The organism is Kitasatospora sp. NPDC041988, from assembly GCF_055588525.1.
Genome location: NZ_JBVJCO010000014.1, coordinates 105,477 through 123,216 on the forward strand (window position 1 = coordinate 105,477; position 17,740 = coordinate 123,216).

16 protein-coding genes, 1 tRNA gene and 1 pseudogene are annotated in these 17,740 nt (G+C 71.6%); 9 read left to right on the top strand and 9 right to left on the bottom strand.

Features of this window, described 5'->3' with window-relative positions; all coding sequences use genetic code 11:
• Positions 1-169: 169 nt before the first annotated feature.
• Genes ACZ6NC_RS16605 through ACZ6NC_RS16620 form a run of 4 tightly spaced genes read left to right on the top strand, consistent with a single transcriptional unit; the run spans position 170 to position 3,225 of the window.
• Positions 170-310 (top strand): hypothetical protein, encoded by a 141-nt coding sequence (locus ACZ6NC_RS16605; protein ID WP_465733250.1) that lies wholly within the window; start codon positions 170-172, stop codon positions 308-310.
• An 11-nt stretch (positions 311-321) separates the two neighbouring features.
• Positions 322-1,509 (top strand): cupin domain-containing protein, encoded by a 1,188-nt coding sequence (locus ACZ6NC_RS16610; RefSeq protein WP_465733252.1) that lies wholly within the window; start codon positions 322-324, stop codon positions 1,507-1,509.
• Entirely contained in the window at positions 1,506-2,402 is an 897-nt protein-coding gene (locus tag ACZ6NC_RS16615; RefSeq protein ID WP_465733254.1) for an aldo/keto reductase, read from the top strand. Before ACZ6NC_RS16610 ends, ACZ6NC_RS16615 begins: the two co-directional genes overlap by 4 nt.
• A complete protein-coding gene (locus tag ACZ6NC_RS16620) occupies positions 2,386-3,225 on the top strand; it encodes a hypothetical protein (protein ID WP_465733256.1) in 840 nt (279 codons plus the stop codon). Before ACZ6NC_RS16615 ends, ACZ6NC_RS16620 begins: the two co-directional genes overlap by 17 nt.
• A 420-nt stretch (positions 3,226-3,645) precedes the next feature.
• On the opposite strand, the gene ACZ6NC_RS16625 is transcribed toward ACZ6NC_RS16620, so the two are convergent.
• The gene (locus ACZ6NC_RS16625) at positions 3,646-5,097 is read right to left on the bottom strand and encodes a DUF3631 domain-containing protein (protein ID WP_465733384.1); all 1,452 of its coding nucleotides are present in this window, start codon (positions 5,095-5,097) and stop codon (positions 3,646-3,648) included.
• A gap of 295 nt (positions 5,098-5,392) precedes the next feature.
• A complete protein-coding gene (locus ACZ6NC_RS16630) occupies positions 5,393-5,617 on the bottom strand; it encodes a hypothetical protein (protein WP_465733386.1) in 225 nt (74 codons plus the stop codon).
• A 126-nt stretch (positions 5,618-5,743) separates the two neighbouring features.
• Here ACZ6NC_RS16630 and ACZ6NC_RS16635 point away from each other — a divergent pair, with 126 nt between their 5' ends.
• Positions 5,744-6,346: a helix-turn-helix domain-containing protein gene (locus ACZ6NC_RS16635; protein WP_465733388.1), complete on the top strand. Its 603-nt coding sequence runs from the start codon at positions 5,744-5,746 to the stop codon at positions 6,344-6,346.
• A gap of 11 nt (positions 6,347-6,357) precedes the next feature.
• A pseudogene (locus ACZ6NC_RS16640) lies at positions 6,358-7,872 on the top strand (tyrosine-type recombinase/integrase); the annotation flags it as partial.
• A gap of 135 nt (positions 7,873-8,007) precedes the next feature.
• On the opposite strand, the gene ACZ6NC_RS16645 reads toward ACZ6NC_RS16640, so the two are convergent.
• Positions 8,008-8,081 (bottom strand) — tRNA-Thr (locus tag ACZ6NC_RS16645).
• Positions 8,082-8,381: 300 nt separating this feature from the next.
• Between ACZ6NC_RS16645 and ACZ6NC_RS16650 the strand changes: the two genes are divergently transcribed.
• From ACZ6NC_RS16650 to ACZ6NC_RS16660, 3 genes are all read left to right on the top strand, one after another.
• Complete coding sequence (locus tag ACZ6NC_RS16650; RefSeq protein ID WP_465733258.1) at positions 8,382-9,473, top strand: ABC transporter ATP-binding protein; 1,092 nt, start codon at positions 8,382-8,384, stop codon at positions 9,471-9,473.
• 214 nt (positions 9,474-9,687) lie between these two features.
• Entirely contained in the window at positions 9,688-10,128 is a 441-nt protein-coding gene (locus ACZ6NC_RS16655; protein WP_465733260.1) for a hypothetical protein, read from the top strand.
• A gap of 49 nt (positions 10,129-10,177) precedes the next feature.
• Positions 10,178-10,954, top strand: a complete 777-nt coding sequence (locus ACZ6NC_RS16660) for a nucleotidyltransferase family protein (protein ID WP_465733262.1) — start codon at positions 10,178-10,180, stop codon at positions 10,952-10,954.
• Positions 10,955-11,086: 132 nt separating this feature from the next.
• Here ACZ6NC_RS16660 and ACZ6NC_RS16665 read toward each other — a convergent pair whose 3' ends face one another.
• From ACZ6NC_RS16665 to ispD, 6 genes are all read right to left on the bottom strand, one after another.
• Entirely contained in the window at positions 11,087-12,721 is a 1,635-nt protein-coding gene (locus ACZ6NC_RS16665) for a DoxX family membrane protein (protein WP_465733264.1), read from the bottom strand.
• 279 nt (positions 12,722-13,000) lie between these two features.
• The gene (gene rlmB, locus ACZ6NC_RS16670) at positions 13,001-13,996 is read right to left on the bottom strand and encodes a 23S rRNA (guanosine(2251)-2'-O)-methyltransferase RlmB (protein ID WP_465733266.1); all 996 of its coding nucleotides are present in this window, start codon (positions 13,994-13,996) and stop codon (positions 13,001-13,003) included.
• Between the two features lie 135 nt (positions 13,997-14,131).
• Entirely contained in the window at positions 14,132-15,526 is a 1,395-nt protein-coding gene (gene cysS, locus ACZ6NC_RS16675) for a cysteine--tRNA ligase (protein WP_465733267.1), read from the bottom strand.
• A 128-nt stretch (positions 15,527-15,654) separates the two neighbouring features.
• Positions 15,655-16,050, bottom strand: a complete 396-nt coding sequence (locus tag ACZ6NC_RS16680) for a PPOX class F420-dependent oxidoreductase (RefSeq protein WP_465733269.1) — start codon at positions 16,048-16,050, stop codon at positions 15,655-15,657.
• Between the two features lie 218 nt (positions 16,051-16,268).
• A complete protein-coding gene (gene ispF, locus ACZ6NC_RS16685) occupies positions 16,269-16,787 on the bottom strand; it encodes a 2-C-methyl-D-erythritol 2,4-cyclodiphosphate synthase (protein WP_465733270.1) in 519 nt (172 codons plus the stop codon).
• Positions 16,777-17,526 carry a 2-C-methyl-D-erythritol 4-phosphate cytidylyltransferase gene (gene ispD, locus ACZ6NC_RS16690; RefSeq protein ID WP_465733390.1) on the bottom strand — a complete coding sequence of 250 codons (750 nt, stop codon included), beginning with the start codon at positions 17,524-17,526 and terminating at the stop codon, positions 16,777-16,779. The genes ispF and ispD overlap by 11 nt, the downstream gene beginning before the upstream one ends.
• Positions 17,527-17,740 lie beyond the last annotated feature (214 nt).

Sequence of the window (17,740 nt, forward strand, 5' to 3'; positions counted from 1 at the left end):
GGCCTGCGGTGTTGGGGATCCCTGCAGCACAGCTCACGCCAACCTCCGGACGAGCGGCGCGGGCACCTGCAGGCGCGGCGAGAGCGTCCAATTCCCCTGGGCAACTCATGCCGCAACACCACCGGAGCCCGGCAATCGGCCAGGCTCCACGTACCCGAAGGAGGGCCCAATGCCCGAGAACCTCAGCACCAGCACCGAACTGGATGGCGACGGCCTGCTCGTCTCCCGCACCAAGGTCGCCGCGGCCCGCTCGCGCGGCGAGCAGCCCTCGGACGGCGGTTCCACCGGCCGTACCGACACCAACGACTGACGGCTGCGTCAATGACCGCCGAGCAGTTCTCGGTGGTTGAGCGTCTGGGCGGGGATGACTTCCTCGCCCAGACGCTCGGCCGCAGCTTCAAGGTCGCACGCGGCGATGCCGTGTCACTCACCGGACTGATGAACTGGGATGGCCTCAACGCCATCCTGACCCACCACCGGTTCGAACCCCCTCGCCTCCGACTCGCCACCGGTGGGGAGCAGGTACCGGCGCACATGTACTCGCGCCCCATCGTCACCCGGCGAAGCACAGTCTGGAACCAGCTCCAGCCCGCCGAGCTGCACAAGCGGCTCGCCGAAGGAGCCACGCTGGTCCTGGACGCCGTCGACGAACTCCACCCCGGAATCGGCGCTCTGGCCGGCCAGCTGGAGCGCTGGCTGCGAACCGGCGTGCAGGTCAACCTGTACGCCTCCTGGACCAGTACCGAGGGCTTCGGCGTCCACTGGGACGATCACGACGTGGTGGTCGTCCAGCTCGACGGCGCGAAGCGCTGGCGGATCTACGGACCGACCCGCACCGCGCCCATGCACCGCGACGTCGACATGCCCGAGCCGCCGCCGGAGGAGCCCGTCGCCGATCTGGTGCTGACCGCTGGCGACGTGCTTTACCTGCCTCGGGGCTGGTGGCACGCCGTCGCCGCCTCGGAGGGCCAGCACTCGCTGCACGTCACGTGCGGGCTGCAGAGCACCACAGGCGCCGACTTGGTCACCTGGCTGTCGGAAATCCTGCGCGCTCACGAGACCATCCGGGCGGACATCCCGCGCTTCGGCACCGCCGAGGAGCAGCGGGCCTTCCTCGACACGATCGGCAAGCTCGTCGCGGCCGAGCTGGAGAGCGCGGACCTGATCACGCGGTTCTCCGCAGCCCGCGACGCCACCGAGCGGGCCAGGCTCGTTCCGTCACTGCCGTACATCACGGCGGCGCCGCCGGACGCTGACCTGCCAGTGCATCTCGTCACCACACGGCCCGCGCTCGCGGCCGGGCCGGAGGGCACCGTCCGGTTGACCGCCGGTGGCGAGGAGTGGACGTTCGCGGCCAAGGCCCAGCCGCTTCTCGCACTCCTCTCCGACGGGGGAAGCCACCGGCTGGCCGATCTCGCGCAGGCCGCTGGCATCAATCTCGTGCAGGCGGCCGGCCTCGTGACGGAGCTGGTCGACGGCCAAGTCGCCGCGATCGGGGGTGGGCAATGACCGCCCGGCTTGGCCTCGGCACCTATCGCTGTCTCGACGTGGCCGAGGCCGCGTTGATGGCCGCGTCCCGTGGCGCCGACTGGGTGGACACAGCGCCCAACTACGAGAGCGGCCGGGCGGAGACGTCGCTCGCCCCAGTCCTTGCCGCCTACCCGCACCTGCGGGTTTCCACGAAGGTCGGCTTCGTCCCGCCCAGCGCCAAGCGCATCGGCGTGCGCGCCGGGGCGCTGTCCGCCGATGATGCCGAGCGCGGGCACTGCCTCTCCCCGGACTACATCGCCTGGCAGCTCGCCCGCAGCAAGCGCATGCTCGGCCGTACTCCTGACCTGGTGTTCCTGCACAACCCGGAGCACGGCTGCCAGGAGACTGAGATCGCCGATCGGCTATACACCGCCTTCCTTGCCCTGGAGGAGGCGTGCAGCCAACAGGCCATCAGTGCCTACGGGGTGGCGACGTGGCGCGGCTTCAGCAGCGGGCTCCTCGACGTACCCACCCTGCTCGAACTCGCGACCAAGGCCGGCGGCCCGCAGCACCACCTGCGGGCCGTCCAGCTCCCCATCTCCCTAGTCCACCTCGCGCCGGTCGCCCAGGCCCTCGACGGGCACGGCGTGCTGACCGAGGCCCCGGAAGCAGGACTGGAGGTGTTCGCCTCCGCCCCACTGCACGGCGGCGAGATCCCCGGCATGGTCACCCGCGAACTGTCCGACCTGATCAGCCCCGGCATCACACCCGCCCAGGCGGCTCTGGCCGTCGTCGCCTCAGCCCCCGGTGCGAAGCGCGTGCTCCTGTCGACGGGAAACCCGCAACACTGGAGGCAGGCCGCCGACGCCGTCGCCCGGCCGCCGTTGTCTCCGAACGTGCTGCAAAGGATCACGGATGTACTCGGAACCTGAGCCGGACACCGCCGAACGGATGCGCCAGATGCATGCCGCCGCCACGGTGGCGCTCTACGCAACGCCGATCGGCTCGCGCGAGGCATGGGGCTGGCGCGGGCGCACGCTCAGCCGCCCGGTCGCCACGTCATCCGGTGACGGCTGGCTCCGCCTGGTGTCCGCACCGGCCGACAAGGCCAGCGGCAAGCTCTGGGACGGACCGCAGGAGGCAGAACGCTCGATGCCTCCTGCGGTGCCCCGCCCACGTCTGCGGGAGCGCCGTACCTGGACTGAGGGCGAGTACGGCTACCTGGCGGAGCTGTACGACAAGGTGACCGCCCCCACTGTCACCACCCACGAGCCCATCCTCCGTGTGGTGCCGGACCTGGACGACGCCTGGTGGAACAGTCTCAGCACCGCTCTCGACGCCATCGCCACCTTGCCCAGTGACCGGGTGGCCGTCCGCCAGGAGTACCTGGACCGGGCGATGCCTCGATGCCTGGGGATGCCCATCGACACCACCGTCCCGGCCTGGACGACGGCCCACGGCGACCTGCACTGGGCCAACCTCACCAGCCCGACACTCACAGTGCTCGACTGGGAAGGCTGGGGCATCGCACCCGCAGGCTACGACGCAGCGCTCCTGTACGCCTACAGCCTCCTCGTCCCCGAGACTGCCGCCGATGTCCGCCAGCGGCTCGACCACATCCTCAACACACCGACCGGACGGTTCGCCGAGCTCGTAGTCATCACGGAGCTCCTGCAGACCACAACGCGCGGCGACAACCTCGAACTGGAGGAGCCCCTACGGCACCGACTCGGGCATCTGCTGCAGCTCGGGTAGCCAGGTCGCACCGGCCACAGCCGCGGTAGGTGGGCGACCAGAGGCCGACTCTGCCGCGCACGCGCCTTCGGATGGCTGCGCGCCCTCGTGCAGCCACCCGCAGGGTGGGCTCGTCCTTCTGGGCGGGCCGGTCGCGTTGGGATATCCAATGCGACAACTTGCTCCGCCAGGAGCGGGTTGCCCGGGTAAGGATGACTTACCCCACAACTTGCTCCGCCTGCGGCATTGGTCAGGTCACCCCCGACGGCCTGTCCATCGAGGTGCCCCTGGATGCCGTGGTGGCGTTGCAGTCGTCCCACTCGTTGCACGCCTGGTCAGGCCGGTACGGGTAACGGTGTCGGGACGGTTGGACTCGTTGCGGGGAAGAGACCCGTCCCCGCTCTGAGCTGGGCGGGGACGGGTGGTACGGGTGGTGGAGGGTCAGCGGCCGGTCCCGGCGGACTGCTCGGCTGGTTCAGGGCAGTAGCGGCTCCAGGCGTCGAGGAAACTGTTTCGGGTGAAGCCCTTGCGCTGGGTGTCGCGGTCGAAGCGAATGTTCGCCGAGCTGACGCCGTAGTCCTTGAGCAGGAGCTGCAGGCCCCGTGCGCTCAGCCCGGTGGGTCCGCATTCGGCCCACGGAGCCTCGCTGTCGGCTTTCAGAGCGGTCAGGATGTGCTCGGTGGACAGGGCGTCCGGGTTGCCGCCGGCGGCGAAGACTCGCCGGATGTCGACCAGGATCCTCGACTTCAGGCCGCCGTCTTCGTCCTGTCCAGACTCGTGCGCGGTCATGGCTCGGCAGGCGGCACGGGCGCGGACGGACCACTCGCCTCCGGCGAGGTCGGCGACGGTCATCAAGGGCTCCCAGGTGTCTGCGGCCCGGTCTTCAACGGGCATGGGAGGCTCCAGCTCGGCTGCCATGTCGACCAGGGGTGCCAGCCACGCGTGCAAGCGGTCGCGCAGCCTGTGCAGGGCCGGGGTGTCCCGCTCGGAGCGGAACGAGGCGACGCGCTCGCCCGGTGCACGGCGGCGCATGCGGATGACCACCGACCGGTCCATGATCGTGTCTGGGAGATCTCCGATCCCGGCGAGGGCCGCCATGGCGAAGGTGGGGAACTTCATCACCTTGTGGTCTGGGCCGGACACCCGCAGCGTGGGCCGGTTGCGCTGGTGACCTGCGTTCAGCAGGCCGCGCAGGTCCTCGTTCTTCTCGGCCGCCTTGACGCTGCCGAACAGGGTGTCAGCCTCGTCCACCAGCAGGGTCGGTGGCTTGCTGGTGATCGACCGAAAGATGGCCGCCGAGGACGCGTTGACCGTGATGAGCGGATCGTGGCAGGTCTCGGTGATCACATCGAGCAGCCGCGACTTTCCGCACCGCTTGGCCGGACCGATGACCGCCAGGCGCGGAGCGTGCTGCCACGCGGGCTGCAGGTGGGTGGCGGCCACCCACAAGGTCACCGCGTCAAGGGCGTGCGCAGACGGCAGGATGACGAACCGAGCGATGACTGACCGAAGTTCGGTCAGCAGCTCCGCGCCCGGCGTGACCGGGGTGGCCGGGCCGCCGGTGTCGCCGGTCACCCCATCAAGGGCAACCCGGTCATCTGACCGGGCCACCGGCTCGTCGGGTTCCTCCTCGACCGTCGGCCGGTCATTCTGTCCACAGGCCGTGGGCGGGGTAAGGCCAGTGATCGGACTGATGACCGGGTCACTGACCGGCGGGTCGGCGGTCACGTCGGTCACCCCGGTCAGCCCGGCGGAGTTCCGGCCAGCGTCGCCGGTCAGTCCGACGTTCTGACCGATTGCCGGGCGGTACTGACCGGGCTGACCGGGGATCGCGGTGGCGGGCCAGCTCGGCTTCGGGCCTCCCGGTATGGGCTGCGGAGAAGTAGAGTCCATGGTGAAGCTCCTCGCTGGGGCGCACGACCTGCAAGTCGCGCGCCACCGGTTCGAACGGTTTGCCTGATCTGGGGACTTCGCCTGGCCCTCGGTGTTGGTAGCACTGGGGGCCGTCGCATGCCTGACCGCATCTGCGACGCGGTGCGCATCAACACGCAGGCAGAGAAGCCGCGTTGCGGCCTCATCGACCTGCTGGCGACCGCGACGATACGACCGCCTCTGCGGAAGATCCACCGTTCAGTCGGGCAGTCCGCCCAGGGCAGACAGCCGCATGCGCCGCACGCCCACGACGCCGTCATGCCACGTCGCCGATACCGCCCTCGACCTGCGGGCCGATGCCCAGCAGGCGAAGCAGATCGGCGGTGATGACGCGGTACTTCTTGCCCAGCCGCAGGACTCGACAGGGGTAGGCATCCCGACGCGCCAGCTCGTAGCCCTTGCTACGGCCAAGGCCGATCGCCCGGTTCGCGGTGTCCAGGTCAATGGCCGCCGGCAGCGCGAGCAGCTCAGCCCGGCTCATGCCCACGGTCTCCTGGCTCGCGGTTTCGGTTCGCACAGCCGTCTCCATTCATCGGCACGTCCGGCGGGTCGCCGGATCGAGGAACAGAATGCGCCGACATAAAGTGTCGATATGACACAAGATGGAATGGAAGAGTGGGCGGCCCGGATCACGAAAGCCGTGATCGCCGAGGTCCGCAGGGCCAGGAAGGAGCTGGGAATGACCGCGCAGGATCTCGCGGACGCCTGCGAGAGCCTGGGCCACCCCATCCCCCGCAACGTCATTGCGAACTGGGAGTCAGGACGGCGGCTGACCCTGACCGTTCCCGAGCTCCTCGTACTTGCGAAGGCGGTCGACACGCCCCCTGCCGCGCTGGTCTTCCCCCTTGGCGGACGTAGCAGCGTGGAGTACCTCCCCTCCGAGCGTTCGGACCCGTGGACGGCCTTCAGCTGGTTCGTCGGCGAGGACGTGGATCACGCGACCGGGGACGCAGCCCTGTTCCGCACGTACGCCAGGAGAGAGGAAGGCCTCCGAACCAGCCACCACGAGGCCTGGCAGCTCCAGTTCCTCCCCGGACGAGAGGTCTGGCCGCCCGGATCTGACGCGAAGGTCGACCTGCTGGTCCAAGCCGTCCGCTCGGAGCTCCTGCCGATCCGAGCCCGACTGCGCGAGTGGGGCCTGACCCCTCCCCCGCTTCCGGGCCACCTCGTATTCCTCGACGAGGAAGACAACCCCACCAACGACGCATAGGAAGGACCGCCTTGAAGGGCTCCACCTACCACCGCTGCTACTGCCGCAACGCCGACACCGGCAAGCCGCTCGGCAAGTCGTGCCCCAAGCTCTCCAGCCGCAAGCACGGCTCCTACGCGATACGCCAGGAGCTGCCCAACCGCCCGGACGGCTCGCGCCGAGCCTTCAACCGCTCCGGCTACGAGTCGCTCAAGGCCGCCCAGGGCGATCTCGACCAGGTTCGCTCGCTGCTCCACATCCCGGATTCGGACGATCCCGAGGGACTCGCGCAGATAGCCGACCTGCTGGAGAAGGTCGCGGACGAGAAGGCCCCGCTGCCCGACGTCGAGGAGACCCGACGCCGGCTCTCCTCCGGACAGGACCTCCAGAACCGGCTCACCGTCGGCGAGTGGCTTGACCTCTGGCTCGCCGGGAAGCGCGGCCGGGCCACCGCGATCAGCCGGGACGAAAGCAGCATCCGGCGCCACATCAAGCCGCGGATCGGCCACATCCGCCTCGACCGACTCCGGGTCACGCACCTGGAGGAGATGTTCGCGGCCATCGACGAGGCGAACGTCGAGATCGCCGAGGCCAACGCCCAGCGGCAGGCGGCGATTGATGACCTCTCCCGCATCCCCTGGCAGGGCCGGGAGTTCCGCGCCCAGCGCAAGGCACTCAAGGCCGCCATCGCCGAGATGAAGCCTTTCCGGCGGCCCGTCAGCGCCTCCAGTCGCCAGCGGATCCGCTCTACCCTCCGTGCTGCCCTCAACGCCGCAATCAGGCGGCAGATCATCACCTTCAACCCGGCCTCGCACGTCGAGTTGGAGGCCGGCAAGCGACCCAAGCCGCTCGTCTGGACCGAGGAGCGGATCGAGCACTGGGAGCTCACCGGCGAGAAGCCCTCCCCGGTGATGGTCTGGACGCCAGAGCAGACCGGCGCCTTCCTCGACCACGCCACCACCGACCGCCTCTACGCGCTGTTCCACCTCGTCACCTTCCGGGGGCTGCGGCGCGGCGAGGCGTGCGGCCAGCGCTGGGCCGACACCAACCTGAAGTCCGAACTTCTCACCGTCGCGAAGCAGTTGGTCGTGGACGGCTGGGAGGTCTACGAGGACGACCCGAAGACGGACGCCGGGGCCCGCACGATCGCGCTCGACTCCGACACGGTGGCCGTCCTGAAGGAGCACCGCCTCCAGCAGCACGCTGACCGCGAGAAGTGGGGCGCGGCCTGGGTCGAGACCGGCCGGGTCTTCACCAAGGAGAACGGCGAGTGGCTGCACCCCATGGCCGTGACGGACCGGTTCCGCGAGCTGTACGAGGAGATCGATCTCCCGCCGATCCGCCTGCACGACCTCCGGCACGGCGCGGCGAGCCTCGCTCACGCAGCGGGAGCGGACCTCCACACGATCAAGGAAATGCTCGGCCACTCCTCGATCGGCATCACCTCGGACACCTACACGACCCTGCTTCCGCAGGTCGACCGGGCCATCGCCGAGGCGGCTGCCCGCCTCGTCCCGAGGGCCATCAAGCCGCGCAAGGACGCCCAGTCCACCGCCGCATCAGCACCGACCACGGCGTCCGCTCACGCATCGCTCACGCAAACGGCCCCGGACGAGTCGTCCGAGGCCGGCGATGAGGCTCCGAGAAGGCCAAACCTGCAGCTCATCCGGGGTAGTGCACAGAGCCCCCTGTCGGGTTCGAACCGACGACCCCCGCTTTACAAGAGCGGTGCTCTGGCCAGCTGAGCTAAGGGGGCATGGTGACCGTCCGCGACGTGGTCACGGCGGCACCGGGGGCAGTCTACCGGGCGGGGGTGGGGCGGTGGTGGCATATCCGGGGGACGGGCCGGGCAGGGCCTGGGCGGGGCAGGGCGGGCGGGCGTGATGGAACCGATGCCGAAATCGGGTGGGCCGGGGGGCTGACAAGCAGCGAAGGCGCAGGTAGCGTCGCCTGGAGTCGCCGTGCGCAGTGGTTCAGACCACTGGGCGGGCGGCGCGACATCCACCCTTTACTCGGATCGTCCGGCACGTTCCTGCCGGTGAAGGAGAGCACAGCCATGGCTTCTGTGACGTACGACAAGGCGACCCGTGTCTACCCCGGGGCCGACAAGCCCTCCGTGGACGCGCTGGACCTGGACATCGCGGACGGGGAGTTCCTCGTCCTGGTCGGCCCCTCGGGCTGTGGCAAGTCGACCAGCCTGCGCATGCTGGCCGGTCTGGAGGACGTCAACAGCGGCGCGATCCGCATCGGCGACCGCGATGTGACGCACCTGCCGCCGAAGGACCGGGACATCGCGATGGTGTTCCAGAACTACGCGCTGTACCCGCACATGACCGTCGCGGAGAACATGGGCTTCGCACTCAAGATCGCGGGCGTCAACAAGACGGAGATCCGCGCCAAGGTCGAGGAGGCCGGGAAGATCCTGGACCTCACCGCACTGCTGGACCGCAAGCCGAAGGCGCTGTCCGGCGGTCAGCGCCAGCGTGTCGCGATGGGCCGCGCGATCGTCCGCGAGCCGCAGGTCTTCCTGATGGACGAGCCGCTGTCGAACCTGGACGCCAAGCTCCGCGTCTCGACCCGTACCCAGATCGCCGGCCTCCAGCGCCGCCTGGGCATCACCACCGTGTACGTCACCCACGACCAGACCGAGGCGCTCACCATGGGCGACCGGGTCGCGGTGCTCAAGGACGGTCTGCTCCAGCAGGTCGACACCCCGCGCAACATGTACGACAAGCCCGCCAACCTCTTCGTGGCCGGCTTCATCGGCTCGCCCGCGATGAACCTGGTCGAGGTGCCGCTGGTCGACGGCGGCGTGAAGTTCGGCGGCTCGGTCGTCAACATCTCCCGCGAGGACCTCTCCGGCGCCGGCACCGACAAGACCGTGACCGTCGGCATCCGCCCGGAGCACTTCGAGATCGTCCCGGGCGGCGGCATCGAGGGTGTGGCCGTCACCGTCAACGTGGTCGAGGAGCTCGGCTCGGACGGCTTCGTCTACGGCACCACCAAGATCGGCGGCGAGGACAAGGACCTGGTCGTGCGCGTGCACGGCCGCCAGATCCCGGCGCGCGGCGAGACCATCCACGTCGTGCCGATCGCCGACGAGACCCACGTGTTCTCCACCAGCTCCGGCGCCCGCCTGAGCAACTGACCGACCGAGCAATCCGGCGCCTCGGCACCTGAGTACGTGAGGGCCTGAGCGCCGAGCGGCGCGGGACGGAGCCCCGTCGGACCATCGCGGTCCGGCGGGGCTCCGTCGTCAACCGGCCTTCGTCAACACGGTGAAGGGACGAACCGGGACACCACGTCACTCGATGGTGTAACGGAGGGCGATCCGACCCCTACCCGGCGCTACGCTCCTGAGCGTGAAGCAGCTTGTTCGCCGTATCGGCCAGACCATCGCCCTCACCCTGCCCGTGGTCCTGGTGACCACCGGCACCCTCGCCGTGACCAGGGTGCCGTGGGCTCCGCCGACGGGCCTGGACCAGCAGGTGGTGGCGGCGTCCAGCGGGGACGGCGCCGGCATCGGGCGTGCGTCCACCGGCAAGGCGCCGGAGGGGCTCGCCCCGCAGGACGCGCTGCGCGTCGCCCTGCTGGAGGACCTGCGCGCGCACAACCCGGGCACCGCGCTGGACCTGCTGGAGCGCTCGATGCGCGAGCAGCCAGCACTGACGCCGTACTGCAGCACGCTCGCCACCGAGCTGGGCAAGGCGGCGGTGCGCAAGTACCAGGGGGACGCCCAGCGGGCCCGCTCCTTCGCCCGCCCGGTCTGTGACGGCTCGTTCGCCTCGGGAATCGCCGGCTGACCGTCCCTGCCACTGTGGGCAGCCGTCGACGCGCGCCTATTGTGCAGGCATGACCGCTGACACCACGCCCCCTCAGGCGCCGCAGCCTCCCACGCCCCAGCAGGCCGTCGTCACCCAGGCCGTCATCCTGGCCGGCGGCCAGGGCTCCCGGCTGCGGCCCTACACGGACGACCGCCCGAAGCCGCTGGTCGAGATCCCGGGGACGGGCACGCCGATCCTGGGGCACCAGCTGGCCTGGCTCGCCTCCGAGGGCGTCACCGACGCGGTGATCTCCTGCGGGCACCTGGCCGACGTGCTGGAGGAGTGGCTCGAGGGGGCCGACCTGCCGCTGCGGGTCCGCACCGTCGTCGAGGCCGAGCCGCTCGGACGCGGCGGCGGGCTCAAGTACGCCGCCAAGGCGCTGCCCCGGCCGGACGAGCCCTGGTATGCCACCAACGGCGACATCTGGACCAGGTTCAGCCTGCGCGACATGGCCGCCTTCCACCACGAGCGGGGCGCCGTCGCGACCCTCGCGCTGGCCCGGCCGCGGATCCCGTGGGGCGCGGTGGAGACCGACCAGTTCGGCAACGTGCTGGACTTCATCGAGGCCCCTCCCTCGCCCTTCCTCATCAACGCCGGGCTCTACGTGTTCAGTCCGGAGTTCGCCGAGCTGCTGCCGGACGTCGGCGACCACGAGCGGACCACGTTCCCGCAGCTGGCCCGCGGCAAGCGACTGGCCGGCTACCAGCTGCCGCAGGGCGTCTACTGGCGCGCCATCGACACCGCGAAGGACCTCACCGAGGCGGCCAAGGAGCTCGCCGCGGGGGCGGGCCGCACGCCCGGATAGAAGCGCTCCCCCAGGCCCTCAGGAGGCCCCAGGGCGGCCGCTGAGCGGCCACCGCACAGCGATCGGCCGGGTGCTCCCCCACGGAGCACCCGGCCGATGCGTTCCCCGGCCCCGGAGGGACCGGACAGCCCGTCAGGTCGATGTCGGCGACCCCGGCCGCGAACTGCGGGCACCGTCGCCGGACAGCTCGGCCAGCGGCCCGCTGCCCAGCACCCCGCCCAGCAGGCCCGAGCCGGAGCCGGTGCTCTGGCTCGGCTTGGGCGCCGTCCCCGAACCGCCCGGCGCCGGGGTGGTGCGCTGCGCGGGGGAGGAGCCGGCCGGCGCGGCGGCCGACGGCGCCGCCGACGACGGGGCCGAACCGGCGCCGCCGGTCTCCGGCTTGGTCGACCGCGCCTTGCCGCTCGGGGTGGCCGTCCCGGCCTTCGGCGAGGCCGGAGCCGAGGACGGCGGCACGGAAGCACTCGGCGTCGGCGAGGCGGGCCGGGAGGGAACGGGCGAGGGCGAGGTGGACGAGCCCTGCCCGCCGGGGGCCACGGACGGCCCGCCACTCGGCCAGACCGGCGTGCCGTAGTCGGTACCCGGCCGGGACGGCGCGGGGTGCGGACGGCCGCCGGTACGGACCGCCGCGCCCAGCATCGACCCGAGCAGCAGGGTCAGGCCGACCACCACCGCGGTGACCACGGCACCCCGCCGCAGCACCCGGCGGCGCAGCGCCGCCGGTGCGCCGGAGCCGTGCCGGCGCCAGGCCTCCAGGTTGAGCCGCCCGTCCAGCGAGGCGTACGGAGCTCCGGCGATCAGCAGCGGGCTCCAGGCCGCCAGGAAGATCAGGTCGGGCGTGTCGTAGACCGGCACGGCCCGCCAGCTGACGGTGAAGAGCAGCGCGGCGGAGAGCAGCATCGCCGCCCCGGCCGCGAGCCGCTGCCAGAGGCCGAGGAGGGTCAGCACGCCCACCACGATCTCGGTGAACGACACCACCAGGCCCGAGCCCACCGGGTGCGCCATCGCGAAGGAGAGCAGCGGCTCGGCGACCCTCCACGGGTGCAGCGAGGAGAGCCAGCGCATCATCGAGCCGCGCTCGCCGCCGTCGAAGTACACCGGGTCGCAGAGCTTGCTGAACCCGGCGTAGACGGAGAGCGAGCCCAGCACGGCGCGCAGCGGCAGCAGCACCAGGCCGAGGTCGACCCGGCGGCCGGGGTACCAGGGCTGCCTGCCCTCGGCGGACGCGGCGGAGACCTCGGGCAGCTCGCCGCTGGGCGTCCAGCCCTGCGGTGCGCCGACCGGGCCGACGCCGGCCTCGGTGGCGGTCCCGCCGCCCTCGCGCGGCTGGCGCGGGACGGTCCGGGCGCCCGCGTACGGCGGGATCACCCGGGTGTCGTAGTCGGCCGGGTCCCCGTCGCCCATGCCGCGCCCGCCGACCCCGGCCGGCGCGGGCACGCCGGTGAGCCGCACGGCCTCCAGCAGCTGGGTGGCCGCGAGGTCCCCGGGGGGCGCCTGCCCGGTCCAGGTGACGGCGGTGACCCGGCCCTTGCGGCGCGGCGCACCGGCGCCGCCGGCCCCGGCGAACGCCGGCACGGCGGAGGCGGGAACGACGACCTGCGGGGTGACCAGCGGACGTCGGATCAGGCCCTGGGTGGCGTACGGGTCGCCGAACGCGGCGCCGGTGGACAGCAGTCCGGCCGGAGCCTCGATCAGCGGCGCCACCGGGGTGCCGAGCCGGAGCCGGAAGCTCGCCTGGGTGCTGCTGAGGCGCGCGGGGTCAGACGGCACCTTGACGGTGTTGAGGCCGGGGCCCGCGTCTATCCCGGTGCTGCCGCCGCCCAGGAGGGGGCGCCGAGGTGTTCTGGTGTCCACACCCGTCTAACCGGGTGACACCCGGTTAGGACACTCTCCCGAGTGGATATCCGGCGCCCACTTGAAGTGATCATGAGAAAAGCGATCGGGCCCGGTCGGGCCCGATCGCTTTCACCCGGATTGCGGACGCGCTGCGGAAAATTCGGAAGACCGCCTGCGCCGCGCGCCTCGTCTGTGCTGGGCCGAGAGCCCGCCTCAGCCGACCTTGCCGCGCAGGCGCGCGGCCTCGTACATCACGATGCCCGCGGCGACGCCGGCGTTCAGCGACTCGGTGTCACCCGGCATCGGGATCCGCACCCGGATGTCGCAGGTCTCCGAGACCAGCCGGGACAGGCCCTTGCCCTCGCTGCCCGCGACGATCACCACCGGACCGGCCAGCGCCTCCAGGTCGCCGACCTCGGCCTCACCGTCGGCGGCCAGGCCGACCACCATCAGGCCGGCCTTCTGGTAGGCCTCCAGCGCCCGGGTCAGGTTGGTGGCGCGGGCGACGGGCAGCCGGGCCGCGGCACCGGAGGAGGTCTTCCAGGCACCGGCGGTCATGCCGGCCGCCCGGCGCTCGGGGATGACCACGCCGTGCGCGCCGAAGGCGGCGGCGGAGCGGACCACGGCGCCCAGGTTGCGCGAGTCGGTGACGCCGTCCAGCGCCATGATCAGCGCGTCCTGGCCGGCGTCCGCGGCCTCGGCCAGCAGGTCCTCGGGGTGCGCGTACTCGTACGGCGGCACCTGGAGCACCAGGCCCTGGTGGTTCATGTTGCCGGTCATCTGGTCCAGCTGGGGCCGCGGGGCCTCCATCAGCGGGATGCCCCGGTCGTTGGCGGCCTGGAAGGCGTCGCGGACCCGGTCGTCGGTGTCGATGAACTGCATGACGTACAGCGCCGTGGCCGGCACGCCGCCCTGGAGGGCCTCGACCACCGAGTTGCGGCCGAACACCAGCTCGGCGGCACCGGCACCGCCGCGTCCGCCCCGGCCGCCACCGCCGGCCCGGCGCATGCCGGCCCGGGCCTTGGCGTCCCGCTCGCGCTTCAGCGCGGCGTTGGCCTGGCGCTGCTTCGGGTGGCCCTTGCGCTCCGCCCCGGGCGGGGTCGGGCCCTTGCCCTGGAGCGCCTTCCGGCTGTGGCCGCCGGTACCGACACTCGCGCCCTTCTTCGATCCGGGGTTGCGGCGGTTCCTGCGTGCACTGTTGCCGGCCATGGCTGTACTTCCTGTCTGTCCGGCATGCCCGGCCGCCCGGTGGAAACCGGAGCCGGCCGACGGCATGCGCTACGTCATGCGGGAGGGCCGCACCGGTCCGGTACGGCCCACCCTCACCCCGATCGTCAGATGGGGTTACTGGCTGTTGATCGTCCAGCGCGGGCCGGACGGGGTGTCCTCGATCGCCAGCCCGGCCACGCCGAGCTGGTCGCGGATGGCGTCCGCGGTGGCGAAGTCCTTGCGGGCCCGAGCCGCCTGCCGCTGCTCCAGCACCATCCGGACCAGCGAATCGACCACGCCGTGCAGGTCCTCACCGCGCTCCGCCCCGGCCCAGTGCGGGTCGAGGGGATCGAGACCCAACACTCCGAGCATCGCACGGACCTCGGCCAGACGCGCCACCGCGTTCTCCTTGTCGTCCGCGGTGAGGGCGCTGTTGCCCTGGCGGACGGCGGTGTGCACGATGGCCAGCGCCTGCGGGACGCCCAGGTCGTCGTCCATCGCCTCGGCGAAGGCCGGCGGCACCTCGGGCGCCGCGTCGACCTTGCCGCAGCGCTCGACCACGCGCTGGACGAAGCCCTCGATCCGGCCGAAACCGGCCTCGGCCTCGCGCAGCGACTCCTCGCTGTACTCGATGGTCGAGCGGTAGTGCGGGGCGGCGAGGTAGTAGCGGAGCACGATCGGCCGCCACCGCTCGACCATCTCGGAGACCAGCACCGAGTTGCCGAGCGACTTGCTCATCTTCTCGCCGCTCATGGTGACCCAGGCGTTGTGCACCCAGAAGCTGGCGAAGTCGTCGCCGTACGCCTTGGACTGGGCGATCTCGTTCTCGTGGTGCGGGAAGATCAGGTCGATCCCACCGCCGTGGATGTCGAAGGCCCGGCCCAGGTACTTGTGCGCCATCGCGGAGCACTCCAGGTGCCAGCCGGGACGGCCGGGGCCCCACGGGGTGTTCCAGCTCGGCTCGCCCGGCTTGACCGCCTTCCACATGGCGAAGTCCCGCTGGTCGCGCTTGCCGGTCTCGCCCTCGCCCTCGGGCTGGCGCAGGTTCTCCAGCTTCTGGTTGGAGAGCTCCAGGTAGCCGGGGTAGGACTTCACGTCGAAGTAGACGTTCCCGTCCACCGCGTAGGCGTGCCCCCGGGCGATGAGCGTCTGCATCATCTCGATCATCTCGGGGATGTGCCCGGTCGCCCGCGGCTCGACGGTCGGCGGCAGGCAGCCGAGCGCCGCGTAGCCGTCGTTGAAGGCGCGCTCGTTGGCGTAGGCGATCTGCCACCAGGGCGTGCCGAACTCGCGCTCCTTGGCGATGACCTTGTCGTCGATGTCGGTGACGTTCCGGGCGAACGTCACCTGGTAGCCGCGGTAGGCGAACCACCGCTGCATGATGTCGAAGTTGAGGCCGGACCGGATGTGCCCGATGTGTGGCGCCGACTGGACGGTAGCGCCGCACAGGTAGATCGAGACACAACCCGGTACAAGCGGGACGAAGTCGCGTACCTGGCGGGTGCTGGTGTCGTACAGGCGAATGCTCACAGCGTCAAGCGTAGTGGGCAGCAGGGGGTGCCCCGCGACATTCTCGAATGTCAATACCGCGGCTGCGCCGTTTCTTCTCCGTGACTTGGTGGAGGTGCCCCCTCCGCGCCGGACCGCCGGGCCGGCCGCTAGAGGTTGCCGACCACCTTGCGCGGGGTGATCCGGACGACCACCCGCACATCGTCCGGGCCGTCGAAGCGGTAGACCTTCTCGCCGCGGTACTTGTGCGCCAGCTCGTCGATCAGCTCCCGGCCGCCCTCCCGGGTGAGCGACACCTCGCCGCGCACCTCCAGGTAGGAGTACGGGCTCTCCGGCGGGTTGACCACCAGGGAGATCCGCGGGTCCTTCGCCAGGTTGAGGTGCTTGCGGCGGCCCTCGACGGTGGAGAACAGGACGTCGTCGCCGTCCCGCTTCACCCAGACCACCGAGGACTGGGGGCTTCCGTCGGGCTGGATCGTGGAGACCACGGCGAAGCTCTTGCCGTCGATCAGTGCTTTGGCCCGGTCGGAGAGATGCGCGGTCATCGGGACCTCTTCTCGTCAAGCGGCGTACGGGAGGGCCTTGCCAAGGGGGCCCGCACCGAACGGTAGCGACTCCCGCCCCGGCAAGACGTCTTGAACACCCGTCAACCTCCGGGTATTCCCGAAACGGACCCCATGCGCCCGCCCGACGCCACCCCGGCGCGACGCCACGCCGGCCCGCCTCGCCTCGCCTCGCCGGAACGACCGGCCCGCCGGGGCCCTCAGCGCCGCTCGTACACCAGGGCGGTGGCGATCGCCGCCAGCCCCTCGGCCCGGCCGGTGAGGCCGAGGCCGTCGGTGGTGGTGCCGGAGACCGAGACGGGCGCGCCGACCGCCGCCGAGAGCGCGGCCTGGGCCTCGTCCCGGCGCTTGCCGATCTTCGGCCGGACGCCGATCACCTGGACCGAGACGTTGCCGATCTCGAAGCCGGCCTCGCGCACCAGCCGGGCCGCCTCCTTGAGCAGCGTGGCCCCGGACGCACCGGACCACTCAGGCCGGTCGGTGCCGAAGTGCGCGCCCAGGTCGCCGATCCCGGCGGCCGAGAACAGCGCGTCACAGGAGGCGTGCGCGGCCACGTCGGCGTCCGAGTGCCCGGCCAGGCCGTACTCGGCGCCCGGCCACTCCAGCCCGGCGACCCAGAGCGGGCGGCCGGCCTCGAAGGCGTGCACGTCGGTGCCGATGCCCACCCGGGGGATCAGCGGTACGTACGGATCGACGGTCTTCGTCGGGTCAGTAGCCATCGGATGCCCTCCGGCGGGCGAGTACGGCCTCGGCGAGCACGAGGTCCAGCGGACGGGTCACCTTGAACGCCTCCTCGTGGCCGGGCACCACCACCACCCGGCCGCCGAAGCGCTCCACCAGGCCGGCGTCGTCGGTGACCGGCGGCAGGCCGCCCTCGGCCTCCTCGGTCAGCGCCTTGGCGTGCACCTCGGCCAGCGTCTCCCGGCGGAAACCCTGGGGCGTCTGGACCGCCCGCAGGGTGGCCCGGTCGGGCGTGTCGAGCACCGGCTCGGGGCCGCCCGGGTTGGGCTCGACCCGCTTGACGGTGTCGGCCAGCGGAACGGCGGGCACCACGGCCTCGGCCCCGGCCCGGACGGCGGCCGCGACCGCGTCCACCACCTCGACCGGGACGAGCGGCCGGGCCGCGTCGTGCACCAGGACGATCTCCACCTCGGGCGGGATGGCGGCGAGGCCGAGCCGGACCGACTCCTGGCGGGTCGCCCCGCCGGCCACCACCCGGATGTCCTTGCCGTCCAGTCCGTGGCTGTCGAGCAGGCCGACCACCTCGGCCACCCCGTCGGCCGGCGCGGCGACCACGACCAGGCCGACGGCCCGGCTGCGGGCGAGCGCCCTGACGGCGTGCACCAGGAGCGGCACCCCGCCCAGTTCCCGCAGGGCCTTGGGGGCTCCGGGCCCCAGCCGCTCACCGCGTCCCGCGGCGGGCACCACTGCTGCTGCAACTGCTGCTGCGGCGTTCAGGTTTCACTCCTTCGGCGAAGTGGGTATGGCCATGGCGTGCACGACGACCGCGTGCACGACGGGCGTCCGGACCCCTTCCGAAAGCACCATGGTCCTCCGCCCGCCGACCTTGCACCGCGGCACACGCAGAAGCAGCACGCGCAGAAACGGTCATGCAGACCCGGGACCGGCCGGCTCGGGTGAGGGGGCGTCGTCCGGACACGCCTCAGCGCCC

What these genes read in the sequence shown, in the direction of transcription:
- ACZ6NC_RS16615 (WP_465733254.1), top strand. Translation starts at nt 1,506, where the DNA reads ATGACCGCCCGGCTTGGCCTCGGCACCTATCGCTGTCTCGACGTGGCC.
- ACZ6NC_RS16620 (WP_465733256.1), top strand. Translation starts at nt 2,386, where the DNA reads ATGTACTCGGAACCTGAGCCGGACACCGCCGAACGGATGCGCCAGATG.
- ACZ6NC_RS16635 (WP_465733388.1), top strand. Translation starts at nt 5,744, where the DNA reads ATGGAAGAGTGGGCGGCCCGGATCACGAAAGCCGTGATCGCCGAGGTC.
- ACZ6NC_RS16630 (WP_465733386.1), bottom strand. Translation starts at nt 5,617, where the DNA reads ATGAGCCGGGCTGAGCTGCTCGCGCTGCCGGCGGCCATTGACCTGGAC.
- ACZ6NC_RS16680 (WP_465733269.1), bottom strand. Translation starts at nt 16,050, where the DNA reads ATGACCGCGCATCTCTCCGACCGGGCCAAAGCACTGATCGACGGCAAG.
- ispF (WP_465733270.1), bottom strand. Translation starts at nt 16,787, where the DNA reads ATGGCTACTGACCCGACGAAGACCGTCGATCCGTACGTACCGCTGATC.
- ACZ6NC_RS16610 (WP_465733252.1), top strand. Translation starts at nt 322, where the DNA reads ATGACCGCCGAGCAGTTCTCGGTGGTTGAGCGTCTGGGCGGGGATGAC.
- ACZ6NC_RS16625 (WP_465733384.1), bottom strand. Translation starts at nt 5,097, where the DNA reads ATGGACTCTACTTCTCCGCAGCCCATACCGGGAGGCCCGAAGCCGAGC.
- rlmB (WP_465733266.1), bottom strand. Translation starts at nt 13,996, where the DNA reads ATGGCCGGCAACAGTGCACGCAGGAACCGCCGCAACCCCGGATCGAAG.
- ACZ6NC_RS16660 (WP_465733262.1), top strand. Translation starts at nt 10,178, where the DNA reads ATGACCGCTGACACCACGCCCCCTCAGGCGCCGCAGCCTCCCACGCCC.
- ACZ6NC_RS16650 (WP_465733258.1), top strand. Translation starts at nt 8,382, where the DNA reads ATGGCTTCTGTGACGTACGACAAGGCGACCCGTGTCTACCCCGGGGCC.
- ACZ6NC_RS16605 (WP_465733250.1), top strand. Translation starts at nt 170, where the DNA reads ATGCCCGAGAACCTCAGCACCAGCACCGAACTGGATGGCGACGGCCTG.